We start from the raw sequence: 12,979 nt of genomic DNA on the forward strand, positions 1-12,979 counted from the left end.
TATACTGTAATTAGTGGATAACCACTTATGTGTATTTTATTATATCAAAACACATAATATTTTAAAAATTAAATGGAGGAAAATATGGATTACAATTTAATTAACACAGAATTGTCTCAATTGTTGAGAGAAACTTATCGTAAAACAGACGCTTTATTGGCACCAATTTCAGATAAATACGGATTAACTATTATGAAAGTTAAAACTTTATTTGAATTAGGCAAAAATGATGATTTGACTATCGGTGATATCGGAGTTTTAGTTGGTATGGCTGGTGGAAACATCTCTAACTTGTGTAAAGCATTAGAAAAAGAAGGATATGTTTCAAGAAAAAGATCTGAAAAAGATGAAAGAATTGTTACTGTTCGCTTGACAGAAAAAGGTAAGAAAATCATCAACAATATCGTTGAAGAAATTTCTGAAAAATACAAAAAACAAATTAAATTAACTAACGAAGAATACAATAGTATTATCAAAAGTTTGAATTTATTAAACGAAAAATTAAATGTTGAATTAATGTAGTGGCACAATATGAAAGAAAACAAGCAAAATAAGAAGAAGATAATAATTTATTATCTTATAGCTATAGTTCTTTATGCTGTGGTTGCCGGCTTGCTTTTCCCTACTTTTTCAAAAACAAAAGAAGAAGAAGTACCTTACAATAAATTTATCGAAATGCTCGATAAAGGAGAAGTTAAAGAGGTAAAAATATTAGAAACTCATATCAATTTCAAATCAAAAGATAAAAACAACGTCATTTACAAAGCAGGATTGATTAGAGACGAAAAATTAGTTGATCGTTTATTGGAAAGCAAAGTCCAATTTTCAAGCGACATTCCTAGTAAATATGCACCACTTTTATCGATTTTCTTGCAATTTGTCTTGCCATTTATAATAATATTTGGTTTCTTGCAATTAGCAATGAGCCAAGCTACTAAAAAAATGGGAGGCAATGCATTACAATTTGGTAAGAGCAACGCAAAAATTTACGTCGAAAGTCAAACTGGCAAGAAATTTACAGATGTTGCTGGTCAAGAGGAAGCCAAGGATGCTTTGTTGGAAGTTGTTGACTTCTTGCACGATCCAAAAAGATACAACGAAATTGGTGCAGTGTTGCCAAAGGGTGTTTTATTAGTGGGACCTCCTGGAACTGGTAAGACTTTACTTGCACAAGCAGTTGCTGGTGAAGCAAAAGTTCCATTCTTTTCAATGAGTGGTTCCGAATTCGTTGAAATGTTTGTCGGATTAGGAGCTAGTAAAGTTCGTGATTTGTTCAAACAAGCAGCAGAAAAAGCTCCTTGTATCGTATTCATCGACGAAATCGATGCTATCGGTAAGAGACGTGATACTGCTGGAATTTCTGGTAACGACGAAAGAGAGCAAACTCTTAACCAATTATTAAATGAAATGGACGGTTTCAGTGGAAATTCAGGAGTTGTTATACTAGCTGCTACTAATAGACCTGAAATTTTAGACCCAGCACTTACTAGACCTGGTAGATTTGACAGACAAATTCCTGTTGAACTTCCAGATTTACAAGGACGTATCGATATTCTTAAAGTTCACGCGCGTAAAATCAAAATCGAAAAAGATTTGGATTACAAAGCTGTTGCTTTGATGACAGCAGGTACAAGTGGTGCTCAATTGGCAAATATAGTCAATGAAGCTGCACTAAGAGCTGTTAGAATGGGAAGAAATATCGTAACACAAGAAGATTTGATAGAATCTGTTGAAGTTGTAATAGCTGGTCAACAAAGAAAAGGCACAGTTATAACTCCAAAAGAAAAAGAACTTATAGCTTATCACGAAGTTGGACACGCATTAGTTGCTGCAATGCAATCACATTCCGCTCCAGTTACTAAGATTACAATTATTCCTAGAACAAGCGGTGCGTTGGGCTACACAATGCAAGTAGATCAAGAAGAAAAATTCCTCATGAACAAAGAAGAACTATTTAACATGATAGTTACATTAACAGGAGGAAGAAGTGCAGAAGAAGTTGTGTTTAACACAAGAACTACTGGAGCTTCAAATGATATAGAAAAAGCTACAAAAATCGCTCGTGCGATGGTTACTCAGTACGGTATGACTGACGAATTCGACATGATGAGTTTGGAAACTACAAACTCAAAATATCTTGGCGGTGGCAATACTTTAGCTGCAAGCGATCAGAAAGCAGGGCAAATAGATAATAAAGTAGAATCTATAATAAAAGCTGCTCACGAAAAAGCTAGAAATATTTTAACTGAAAACATCGATAAACTTCACGAAATTTCAAAATTCTTACTAGAAAAAGAAACTATCACCGGAGAAGAATTCATGGAAATTCTTAACCTTGAAGATGAAAAGAAATCTGAAATAGATGAAAACACAGTGAAAAAAGAAGAAGTAGACGATACTACAGTTAGCGATTTATAAAAACAAAAACATTCTCTATTTTGAGTTTTACTCAATATTAGAGAATGTTTTTTTATTTATTATTTCATTTTATTGTTGAAATGAGATTTTAAGATGAAATAAAATGCCGCAAACAAAACCGCTCCTGCTGCAAAAATCACCCAAGTGATTTCCCATCTGTTTGTATACAAACTAACTGCAAGATATATTGCTGTTATTATTAACCAGAAGGCTGTAATATATCCGCTCATCTTCTCTCTCAATTTTTTATTTTTCATAGTGTAATCTTCTACTTGAAGTAACATGTTATAACTTGATATCACAGAAAGCTTTTTGATTAAAATATTAGTAGCTGCTGATACAATAATTAACAACAATATTATAGCTGATAATTGTAATACTTCACTCTCTGATATAGATACAAGTATTATAGGAATCACACATAATATATACATTATTATCGCACTAGCAATTGCTTTATTATCTTTTTGTTCTCTTTCTTCCTTTTTCTTTTCAACTATTCCTTTTACGCCGTATGATAAGATAAATGATTCTTTTGAAATAAAATCATATTTTTCAATTAAATTCGCCTTCACGATCAATTTATATACACCAAAAGCAATTATAAGAAATAATACAACAGTCCCTACTATTACGAAGGAATCTTCACTCTTAACATTAGTTGTCAAGGCTATGATTTGAGATATCAAAACTGCTATAGGAGACATTATGAATAAGCTTATGCTATCAGCAACGTCATTTGAATATTCTTCGTATGCACTCATAAAATCATTAGCATCTTCTACACTAATTGTCTTCTTAGTCTCCAACTCTTCGACAGTATCATCCGAATATTCAATATCATCAATCTCATCCTTTAATAAGTAGTCTGTTTTTACTCCAAAAACATCACTCAATTGAATAATCTTATTGATATCCGGAATTGAGTTTCCCATTTCCCATTTCGATACAGATTGTCTGCTCACTCCTAATTTTTCTGCCAATTCTTCTTGAGTTAGATTATTCTTTTTTCTAAGAAGAATTATCTTGTCACTTAATATCATTTCAAACCTCCTTGAATTTTTGTTAATTTAATTTTATAAAATCTTGCAGTTGATTACTACAAACTTTGATTTGAAATTACGCAACTATCGGTTGCATTTATGATATTTCCGCCATTTATGAAAAAAACTAGCCCCAAACGAGCTAGTTTTATAAGTTTTATAAAGTTTCTATTTTTTCTGTAATATTTTCCAAATAATTTGTTTCAACTTCACTTATCTTTCCAGTTTCAGTTAATTTCGAAATTTCTGGATTAATTGGAAGTTTGCAAACTGTATCGATATTTTCTTCTTCGGCAATTTTATCCACAGTGCTTGTTCCGAAAACTTCGATGTGTTTTCCACAATCAGGGCATTCCAAGTAGCTCATATTTTCAACTAATCCTATGACTTTTTTGCCCATCATTTTCGCCATGTGCAATGCTTTTTTGACAATTATTTCAACAAGTCCTGATGGAGACATCGCTACAACAATTCCCTTAATTGGAATAGATTGAAATACTGTCAATGGAACATCACCAGTTCCTGGTGGCATATCCACAAACAAATAATCTAAATCTCCCCAATTTACATCTTGATAAAATTGTTTAACAACACCAGCAATTACAGGTCCTCTCCAAATTACTGCATCATCATCTTTTGGAAGCATCAAATTCATTGATATAACTTTAATTCCATTAGATGTCGTAACTGGGTTGATGTGCCCTTCAGCATCTGCTGTCGCTTTTTCAGTTAAACCAAAATATTTTGGAATAGATGGTCCTGTAATATCACCATCCATGATACCAACTTTATATCCTTTTTTTGCCATTTCGTTTGCCAATAAACAAGTGACAAGGCTTTTTCCTACTCCACCTTTACCACTGACTATTCCAACGATGTTTTTTATATTACTTCCTGTATTTGATTCGATCAAAAAATTAGGAACTTTTCTTTCTGTCATAATTTCACCCCATTAAAAATTATACCTAAATATTCTCACATAATTTATTAATGTGTCAAGTTTTTGAAGAAATTCTTAATTTTATCGAACAAATTCATTCTTTTACTATCATTATTATCTTGATTTATAGTTTCGTTGGATTTTGAGTTAATAACTCTGTTATCATCGTTAACTTCCGGTTGTTGTTTTACATCATTTTCTTTTGCAATTTTTATCAATGCTTCTTGTGCATTCTTATTCTCAGTATTTTCAACTCTTGAGTATGATTTGTCCGGATTTAATTTTCTGATTTTAGTATCATCATCAAACATTATATCCATAAAATTCAATATTCTGTGCTTAATAAAATCATCGTAAATTGGAACTGCAACTTCCACTCTTTTTCTGATATTTCTAGTCATGAAGTCTGCTGAAGAAATATATACTTTGCAATTTTCAGCCTTACCAAATTGATAAATTCTATGATGTTCCAAAAATCTTCCTACCACTTGGTAAACATTGATATTTTCAGTTTTATCTTTTATTCCTGGCACCAAACAACAAATTCCTCTCACCATCAAATCAATCTTTACTCCTTTGCAAGAAGCCTTGGAAAGTTTATCTATTAATTTTCTGTCCGAAATTGAATTCATTTTTAGTCTTATATAGCCATCATCTGAAAACTTAGCTTTTTCAATTTGTTCATCGATTAATTTATCAAGTCCAACCTGCATAGAATGAGGGCTTACCATCAAATGTTTGTACTCACCATTCAAATTTCCTAACAAAAAATTATCGAAAAGCGCCTTTGCATCTTCACCAATTTCATGTCTAGTTGTCATATAAGAAAAATCCGTGTAGAGTTTTGCTGTTTTTTCATTATAATTTCCTGTACCAATTTGTGTGATGTAAGAAATCTTTTCATCTTTAATTTTAGTAATCAAACAAACCTTAGAATGACACTTATAATGGTCAAATCCGTAAATAATTCTACAACCAGCATTTTCTAATCTAGATGACCATAAAATATTATTTTCTTCGTCAAATCTCGCTCTCAATTCCATAAGAACCACAACTTCTTTGCCGTTTTCAGCTGCTTTTATAAGAGCTTTAGTGATTTCAGAATTCTTTGCCAATCTGTAAATTGTAATCTTAATCGAAACTACAGACTCATCTTCAGCAGCCTCGTTCAAAAGTCTTATAAATGGATCAATGGATTCATAAGGAAACGAAAGGAACAAATCTTTATCGTATACTTGCTCTATAACCGATTTTTCTTTTGATATCATTGAAGAATCTTGTGGAGAAAATTCTTCATAAGTATATTTTTGAATTACATCCTTTGGCATATCGTATACCAAATCAAACAAAAACCCACATCTCATTGGACTTTTTGTCACAAACATACGATGTTCTGTCAAATTTAAATTCTTCAATAAGAACTCTTTAGTTTCGTCATTTGGAAATTCGTTAATTTCAAGTCTTACAGGTCTCAATCTTTTTCTAAGCTTTATCATCTTTTTCATATATGATCTGTAATCATCATCAATTTCCAAATCTTCGTCATCGTATTCGATGTCTGCATTTCTAGTCACAGAAATAATATATTTTGCCTCACATTCGTAATTATCAAATATTTCTTGACCAAATTCTCTGATTACATCTTCAATAAGTACAACTCTAGTGTCTGATAATTTTACATATCTTTTAATTTTATCTGGAACTTGAATCAATCCCATAAATTGTTTTTTGTTCTTAGATTGAGAAGTGAGTTGAAACAAAACTACAATTGCCAAATTAGGAATTTGAGGGAATGGATGAACCCTGTCTACTATTTGAAAGCTAAGAATAGGAGCAATCGTAGAGTTGAAGTAATAATACACAAGCCTTTTTTCTTTATCTTCTAAATCAGCTACTTTACAAATATTTACATTTTCTTTTTGTAAATCTTGTTTTAAATCCTCATAAACAGAATCTTTTTTCTCATACAACCTTTTAGATTCATCCATGATACAATCTAATTGCTCTTGTGCATTCATCAATGATTTATTGTCTATAACTTTCTTCTTCATATCATTGATATCAGTAAGACTACCTACTCTCACCATGAAAAACTCTTCAAAGTTAGTATCAAAAATAGAAAAAAACTTCAATCTTTCAAATAATTCCACGTTCTTTTCTGATGCTTCTTCAAGAACTCTTTCGTTAAACTTCAACCACGATAGTTCTCTATTTTGCGTAAACGAAATATCGTACATTTTATCCCCTTCCTAAAATTTTATGATAAACAAAACCTTCTCTAACTCCAGTCATGCTGATTCTGATAAGATCGGCATAAAAATATTTTGAAATTCTATACAAAATAATCATTCCTGGAATTAATGTGTGAACCCTATCCGCCTTTACTTTTAAAATAAGTTTCATTTTTTCTCTATCAGGCATATTCATGAGTGTATTAATCATATTTTTAAGTCCATCCATTGTAATGATCACATTACCAGACTCTTTGTCATAAATTTCATTGTATAATTTGAGACAAGCACGGGCAGTTCCTCCCACCGCACAAACTATATCGTGTTCAACTCTATTGAGATTATTAGAAGCAAGCATTAATTTGATATCATCTTCTAATAGTTTCTTCTCATCATTTGTCATGAACAAATTTTTAGAAAAATTATCAAATGCTACAAGTGAACCTATGTTTAAACTTGAAGTTCTAACGACTTTTCCTTGTTCGAAAACTACGATTTCACTACTTCCTCCCCCTATATCAGTAAGAATTCCACTTTTTGAATCAATACCAGCTCCTAAAAAAGACAACTTCGCTTCCTCTTCTCCACTTATTAACTCAATATCCATTCCAACTTCTGTTCTTACCCTCTCAATAATTTCGCGTCTGTTAGAAGAATTTCTAATCGACGCCGTAGCAATTGCAAAAGTTTTTGAAATATCTTCGAAATTTGATATTAAATTTTTGAATTCTTTCAAAGTATTGATTAGTTTTTGAATACCGTGTTCATTCATAACTCCTTTTTCAATGAATGAAGCCAACGATGCCGTAGACTTTTCATTAAAAAGATTTTTGACAGAATCTTTAATCACCTTATATACTGACAATCTTATAGTATTTGAACCTATATCTATTACTGCATAAATCATTAATAACACCTCTTTATTTAATTTTACTATATCTCATCAGTTTTTCTAAGTGTTTTACAATAAATTATCAATTTATTTACGTTTATTTTACAAATTATTAAATAATTTTTACAATCTATGTTTAGAATTGCAAAAACGAGGGTATAAATAACACTGTAAGAGATTATGACCAACAAGGAGGTTTAATATATGGGAATTTTATCATGGATTATAGTAGGAGCATTAGCAGGATGGATAGGATCTAAAATAACTGGTAATGATGCAAATATGGGAGCAGGTGCTAACATTCTTTGCGGTATTGTCGGAGCTACAATTGGTGGCTGGGTAATGAGCATTATCGGAAAAAGCGGAGTAAACGGATTCAACCTTTACAGCATTCTAGTTGCAATTTTAGGTTCAGTAATCCTATTATCTATTATTAATGCAATTAAAAAGAAAAAATAAATCGAATTTTATGTAGTATGTCAGTTTTGGCATACTACTTTTTTGTTTGAATTAACAAGAATTTTTTACAAGAAATTCTACTGCCATTTGGAAAATTTTTAATATTGTTAACTTTGTAAAAATTTGACAAATGTTAATTATCATATTATAATTTAACAATACGATATCTGGAGAGTTGTCCGAGTTGGCCGAAGGAGCATGATTGGAAATCATGTAAACATTAACGTGTTTCAAGGGTTCAAATCCCTTACTCTCCGCCATGCACTAGATGGGGAATTAGCGATGCCCTGTTACCTGCAATCGCTACAGCAGGATCGAATTCCCGAGCGAGGGATTAAAAGTGTTGGTATGAGCTTAAAAAGTGGTGTTGAGAAGTGGGTCTCACGCAACAGGAACCTGTGAACCTGGTCAGGATCGGAAGGTAGCAGCCATAAGCAGTCATTTCTGTGTGATGTGAGGGTGCCTATTTTGAGCTAACTATTAGGAATCGCCTCCGCTTTTTCTAACAGACTCGGGTGTGCTTACATATTTACCAGATTTATCTGGTATATTTTTTTTCAATTTTTAATTGCAATTCAATTTTAATTTTCTTGTTTAGTTTTCAAATTTTGAATACTTACTTTTTAAATTCTCATTTATTTTCTCTTATCCCCCTATCAACTTGTTATCGTTCTACACAAACAAGCTACATGTATCATCCAATCTAATTTTAGTAAATCATGACCACCCGTAAAACGGGTGGTTTGTTCAAGGGCTATAAGCCCGAGTGATACCAACCAGCGTCTCAAGGCGCTGGTTTTCACTCCGTTCAAACCTAACTGTTTTTGCCACTTTAGCCTATCTCTGAAAGGGATTTTTAATTTCTATTTCATAAACGGATCTGTATATTCTTTTACACTCAATTTATCAAGTGCTATATCATGTTGCTCTTGTTCTCTTATATATTTTGCTATTGTCTTTTCATTCAATCCCACTGTGCTCACATAATATCCTTCTGCCCAAAAATGACGATTGCCAAATTTGTATTTTAAATTCGCATGTCTGTCAAACATCATTAGAGCACTTTTCCCTTTTAAATATCCCATAAAACTTGATACTGATATTTTGGATGGAATGCTTACTAACATGTGTACATGATCTGGCATCATATGCCCTTCTATTATTTCTACTCCTTTGTATTTACAAAGTAATTTGAATATTTCTATGAGACTTTCTCTATATTGATAAAATATCACTTTTCGTCTATACTTTGGAGTGAAGACTATGTGATACTTGCACATCCATTTTGTGTGAGACAATGAATTAGTTTTATTTGCCATAAAATCACCTCTTATTATTTTAGGTCTGAACAACTCTATTATAATACTTGGTGATTTTTTTGGTATAACCTAAGAACGCCTACCCGCATAGCGGGTAGTTTATTGTTTCGTTCGCAAGCGAACTCAACTGACTAAAGTCATCAAATAAAAAACACCACTTTCGTGATGTTTTTTATCTCTTATAAATAAATCTTGACTTATTTTATAATGAACCTTCTTTACCATTTGTTTCATAATGTAAGCTCATATTCTTAACGTGTTTATGAAGCATGATGATAGCGATAATGTTTGGTATAACCATTAATGAGTTTGTTAAGTCTGCTGTGTTCCATACTAAATCTACTTCTTGTAAAGAACCTGCAATGATACATAACAATACTAAAATTCTGTAAGGCCACAAACCTTTATGACCGAATAAGAATCTGATGTTTGTTTCACCAAAGTAGTACCAACCAACTATTGTTGTAAATGCGAAGAATCCTAATGCTACTGCAAGTAGAACTGTTCCTTTTGTACCGAATGCTCTTGTGAAAGCTTCTTGAGTAACTAGAGCTCCGTTCAAGCCTTTATCTGTCCAAGCACCTGTTACTAAAATCATTAATGCAGTTACTGTACAAATAACAATTGTATCGATGAATACACCAACCATAGCTGTATAACCTTGTAATACAGGGTGAGCTACGTGAGCTGTAGCATGAGCATGTGGTGTAGAACCCATACCAGCTTCATTAGAGAATAATCCTCTACCAACACCTTTAGCCGCTGCTGCTTTAATTGTGATACCCATTGCACCACCAAGAGCTGCTTCAGGATTGAATGCTGCTTGGAATATAAGTTTAAATGCTGGTCCAATTTGATCATGGAATTTAACCATCATTACTATTGCTGCAACTATATAAATCAATGCCATGATTGGAACAACTAATTGTGCAAAGTTTGCAATTCTCTTAATACCACCAATGAATACTCCACCAGCTAATACTGCAACTACTATACCAACAATTATCGGATTAAGGTGTCCACCTGCTCCTTCAACTGCTGCTACAACACTTGTTGCGATTGAGTTTGATTGAACTATGTTTCCTACGAATCCTAATGCAATTACTATTAAAATTGCAAATGCTACTGACATTACTTTTGCTAATCCAGGATGAGTTGGTCCAATACCATTTTTAATGTAGTAAGCAGGACCTCCGACGTAGTTACCTTCGTCGTCTTTTTCTCTAAATTTTTGTGCTAAAGTTGCTTCGGCATAGATTGTTGCCATACCTAATATTGCTGCAAGCCACATCCAGAAAATTGCTCCTGGACCACCTGCCATGATTGCTGTTGCAACCCCTGCAACGTTTCCAGTACCTACTTGCGCTGCAATTGCTACTGCTAATGCTTGGAAAGAAGATACTCCTTCATCTTCAGATTTCTTTTCTTTTGAGAAAACTCCCCCAAAAGTTTGTTTAAATGCTGCGCCTAATTTTCTAAATTGCACGCCTTTTGAATAGATTGTGTAGAATATACCGCAACCTAAAAGTGCAATCAATAAAATGTTGTTACTTAGAAAACTGTTGATGGCCACTATGGTATCGTTTAATGCTTTTTGATCCATAAAATTTCCTCCTTAAATTTTTTGAGATACTTGAAAACCTTTATTGTGATTATACTATGATACAACAAATCTTCTCTCAAATTTGCCTTTGTCAAGCATTTAACCTCTTATATCCTGGATTAATAAATAAATTAATGCGTATGCTTGACTAAGTAACTCTAACCAAATCACTTATGAAAATCTTTTCATATCTCTTACTATTATTATACTATGTTTTTAGTAAAATGCAATAACTTTACTAAAATTTTTATTATTTTACAGATATTTATTGTTTTATTGTAAACTAACTGCTATATTACGCTAATATCCTAATTGTTACATTTTTGTTATAATTATTTTTTCTTCTAACTAAACGCTTAATAGTGATTTTTTTGACCTTTTGTGATATTATTATTTATAGAGTTCTTACTCTAAAAGAATTTAAGGAGTGAATTTACATGTATGATTTAATTATTATTGGTGCCGGCCCTGCTGGTTTATCAGCTGGTTTATACGCTGCACGTGCTAAAATGAACACATTGATAGTTGAAAAAGAAAAAACTGGTGGTCAAATCACTACTACTGATTCTATTGAAAACTATCCAGGTGGAATTGTTGGAGAATCTGGTCCAAGCTTAATCAAAAAAATGGCTGACCAAATCGACAACTTCGGTCTTGAAATTAGAAGAGCAGATGTTGTTGACGTTGATTTTTCTGACAAAGTTAAAAAACTTACATTAAAAAATGGAGATGTATTAGAAGCTAAAGCAGTTATTATAGCTACTGGTGCTGCTCCAAGAAAATTAGGATGCCCTGGTGAAAAAGAATTCACTGGTAAAGGTGTATCTTACTGTGCAACTTGTGATGCAGATTTCTTTACTGACTTAGAAGTATTCGTTGTTGGTAGTGGTAACTCTGCAGTTGAAGAAGCTACTTACTTAACAAAATTTGCTAGAAAAGTTACTCTTTTAGTTAGAGGCGATCACTTAAAATGTGATAAGACTGCTGAAGACGAAGCAAAGGAATGCGATAACTTATCTATGAGATTCAACACTTCTATTAAAGAAATCAAAGGTGAAGGAATCTTGGAATCAATCGTTATGGTTGACAAAGAGTCAGGTAACGAAGAAGAATACCACTGTGACGAAGATGACGGAACAATGGGTGTATTCGTATTCGTAGGTACAATCCCTTACTCAGATGTATTCAAAGGTAAAATCGAATTAGATGAATACGGATATGTTTTAGCTGACGAAGAAATGCACACTAACGTTGAAGGCGTTTATGTAGCTGGTGATGTTAGACAAAAAACTCTACGTCAAGTAGTTACAGCTGCTGCAGACGGCGCTATCGCTGCTACTCAAGCTGAAAAATACGTAGATAAATTCTAATTTTCATTTATTGAGATTTTCTATAAAAGAATTGCAGATTTCTGCTGTGAAATTTGCAATTTTTTTTTATTATGATATTATAATGATGTCAACGAACGATAGGCGTTCGATTGTGGTAATTTCATTCTTCTTATTAGAATGAAAAATATATTTTAAAATAAAGAAAGGATGTATTATGGGTTTTTTAGAAAATAAAAAAGTTATAATCATTGGAGACCGTGACGGAATTCCTGGTCTTGCAATTGAAACATGTGTAAACACAGTAGAAAATACAGAAGTAATTTTCTCAAGTACTGAATGCTTTGTCTGAACTAGCGCAGGAGCTATGGACTTAGAAAACCAAAAGAGAGTTAAAGACTTCGCTGAACAATACGGAGCTGAAAACGTAGTGGTTCTTCTAGGTGCCGCAGAAGCTGAAGCTGCAGGTCTTGCAGCTGAAACAGTAACAGCAGGTGACCCAACATTCGCAGGCCCATTAGCAGGCGTTGAACTTGGATTGTTAGTTTACCATGTTGTTGAAGAAGAATGTAAAGAACAATTTGATGCTGACGTTTATGATGAACAAGTTGGTATGATGGAAATGGTTCTTGACGTTGATGAAATCGCTGAAGAAATGAACGATATCAGAAGCGATTATTGTAAATTTTTATAAAATCTAACATTTCACTTAAAGTGAATATTCTTCTTATTATTATTTAAAAAGA

At 32.6% G+C, this 12,979-nt stretch carries 11 protein-coding genes, 1 tRNA gene and 1 other RNA gene; 7 read left to right on the forward strand and 6 right to left on the reverse strand.

Features of this window, described 5'->3' with window-relative positions; genetic code table 11:
- Positions 1 to 84 precede the first annotated feature (84 nt).
- Positions 85 to 522 (forward strand): MarR family winged helix-turn-helix transcriptional regulator, encoded by a 438-nt coding sequence (locus tag HMPREF0391_RS03185; RefSeq protein ID WP_035109253.1) that lies wholly within the window; start codon positions 85 to 87, stop codon positions 520 to 522.
- 9 nt (positions 523 to 531) lie between these two features.
- Positions 532 to 2,418 (forward strand): ATP-dependent zinc metalloprotease FtsH, encoded by a 1,887-nt coding sequence (ftsH, locus tag HMPREF0391_RS03190; protein WP_002835428.1) that lies wholly within the window; start codon positions 532 to 534, stop codon positions 2,416 to 2,418.
- 59 nt (positions 2,419 to 2,477) lie between these two features.
- Here the strand turns inward: ftsH and HMPREF0391_RS03195 are convergent, their stop codons facing one another.
- The 4 genes from HMPREF0391_RS03195 to HMPREF0391_RS03210 all read right to left on the reverse strand — a co-directional run bounded on the left by HMPREF0391_RS03195 (position 2,478) and on the right by HMPREF0391_RS03210 (position 7,539).
- Complete coding sequence (locus HMPREF0391_RS03195) at positions 2,478 to 3,461, reverse strand: helix-turn-helix domain-containing protein (protein ID WP_002835429.1); 984 nt, start codon at positions 3,459 to 3,461, stop codon at positions 2,478 to 2,480.
- A gap of 157 nt (positions 3,462 to 3,618) precedes the next feature.
- On the reverse strand, positions 3,619 to 4,401 hold the full coding sequence (locus HMPREF0391_RS03200) for an Mrp/NBP35 family ATP-binding protein (protein ID WP_002835430.1): 783 nt from the start codon (positions 4,399 to 4,401) through the stop codon (positions 3,619 to 3,621).
- Positions 4,402 to 4,448: 47 nt separating this feature from the next.
- Positions 4,449 to 6,638 carry an RNA degradosome polyphosphate kinase gene (locus HMPREF0391_RS03205; protein WP_002835432.1) on the reverse strand — a complete coding sequence of 730 codons (2,190 nt, stop codon included), beginning with the start codon at positions 6,636 to 6,638 and terminating at the stop codon, positions 4,449 to 4,451.
- 1 nt (position 6,639) lies between these two features.
- A complete protein-coding gene (locus tag HMPREF0391_RS03210) occupies positions 6,640 to 7,539 on the reverse strand; it encodes an ethanolamine ammonia-lyase reactivating factor EutA (protein WP_002835433.1) in 900 nt (299 codons plus the stop codon).
- Between the two features lie 189 nt (positions 7,540 to 7,728).
- Between HMPREF0391_RS03210 and HMPREF0391_RS03215 the strand changes: the two genes are divergently transcribed.
- The 3 genes from HMPREF0391_RS03215 to ffs all read left to right on the forward strand — a co-directional run bounded on the left by HMPREF0391_RS03215 (position 7,729) and on the right by ffs (position 8,506).
- The gene (locus HMPREF0391_RS03215; protein ID WP_002835434.1) at positions 7,729 to 7,983 is read left to right on the forward strand and encodes a GlsB/YeaQ/YmgE family stress response membrane protein; all 255 of its coding nucleotides are present in this window, start codon (positions 7,729 to 7,731) and stop codon (positions 7,981 to 7,983) included.
- Positions 7,984 to 8,152: 169 nt separating this feature from the next.
- Positions 8,153 to 8,243, forward strand: a tRNA-Ser gene (locus HMPREF0391_RS03220).
- Positions 8,243 to 8,506: signal recognition particle sRNA large type (ffs, locus tag HMPREF0391_RS09310), an RNA gene on the forward strand. The genes HMPREF0391_RS03220 and ffs overlap by 1 nt, the downstream gene beginning before the upstream one ends.
- A gap of 340 nt (positions 8,507 to 8,846) precedes the next feature.
- Here the strand turns inward: ffs and tnpA are convergent.
- Entirely contained in the window at positions 8,847 to 9,302 is a 456-nt protein-coding gene (gene tnpA, locus HMPREF0391_RS03225; protein WP_002835435.1) for an IS200/IS605 family transposase, read from the reverse strand.
- A 202-nt stretch (positions 9,303 to 9,504) separates the two neighbouring features.
- Positions 9,505 to 10,905 carry an alanine/glycine:cation symporter family protein gene (locus HMPREF0391_RS03230; protein WP_002835436.1) on the reverse strand — a complete coding sequence of 467 codons (1,401 nt, stop codon included), beginning with the start codon at positions 10,903 to 10,905 and terminating at the stop codon, positions 9,505 to 9,507.
- A 437-nt stretch (positions 10,906 to 11,342) separates the two neighbouring features.
- On the opposite strand from HMPREF0391_RS03230, the gene trxB reads away from it, so the two are divergent.
- Both trxB and grdA read left to right on the forward strand, forming a co-directional pair.
- Complete coding sequence (gene trxB, locus HMPREF0391_RS03235; protein ID WP_002835437.1) at positions 11,343 to 12,275, forward strand: thioredoxin-disulfide reductase; 933 nt, start codon at positions 11,343 to 11,345, stop codon at positions 12,273 to 12,275.
- Between the two features lie 175 nt (positions 12,276 to 12,450).
- Positions 12,451 to 12,927 carry a glycine/sarcosine/betaine reductase complex selenoprotein A gene (gene grdA, locus HMPREF0391_RS03245; RefSeq protein ID WP_080545250.1) on the forward strand — a complete coding sequence of 159 codons (477 nt, stop codon included), beginning with the start codon at positions 12,451 to 12,453 and terminating at the stop codon, positions 12,925 to 12,927.
- The last annotated feature ends 52 nt before the right edge of the window (positions 12,928 to 12,979 follow it).

This window comes from Finegoldia magna ATCC 53516 (genome assembly GCF_000159695.1).
Classification (GTDB): Bacteria; Bacillota; Clostridia; order Tissierellales; family Peptoniphilaceae; genus Finegoldia; species Finegoldia magna_F.

Coding starts and splice junctions, on each gene's coding strand:
- HMPREF0391_RS03200 (WP_002835430.1), bottom strand. CDS start 4,401: ATGACAGAAAGAAAAGTTCCTAATTTTTTGATCGAATCAAATACAGGA.
- HMPREF0391_RS03195 (WP_002835429.1), bottom strand. CDS start 3,461: ATGATATTAAGTGACAAGATAATTCTTCTTAGAAAAAAGAATAATCTA.
- tnpA (WP_002835435.1), bottom strand. CDS start 9,302: ATGGCAAATAAAACTAATTCATTGTCTCACACAAAATGGATGTGCAAG.
- HMPREF0391_RS03230 (WP_002835436.1), bottom strand. CDS start 10,905: ATGGATCAAAAAGCATTAAACGATACCATAGTGGCCATCAACAGTTTT.
- HMPREF0391_RS03215 (WP_002835434.1), top strand. CDS start 7,729: ATGGGAATTTTATCATGGATTATAGTAGGAGCATTAGCAGGATGGATA.
- HMPREF0391_RS03205 (WP_002835432.1), bottom strand. CDS start 6,638: ATGTACGATATTTCGTTTACGCAAAATAGAGAACTATCGTGGTTGAAG.
- HMPREF0391_RS03210 (WP_002835433.1), bottom strand. CDS start 7,539: ATGATTTATGCAGTAATAGATATAGGTTCAAATACTATAAGATTGTCA.
- trxB (WP_002835437.1), top strand. CDS start 11,343: ATGTATGATTTAATTATTATTGGTGCCGGCCCTGCTGGTTTATCAGCT.
- ftsH (WP_002835428.1), top strand. CDS start 532: ATGAAAGAAAACAAGCAAAATAAGAAGAAGATAATAATTTATTATCTT.
- HMPREF0391_RS03185 (WP_035109253.1), top strand. CDS start 85: ATGGATTACAATTTAATTAACACAGAATTGTCTCAATTGTTGAGAGAA.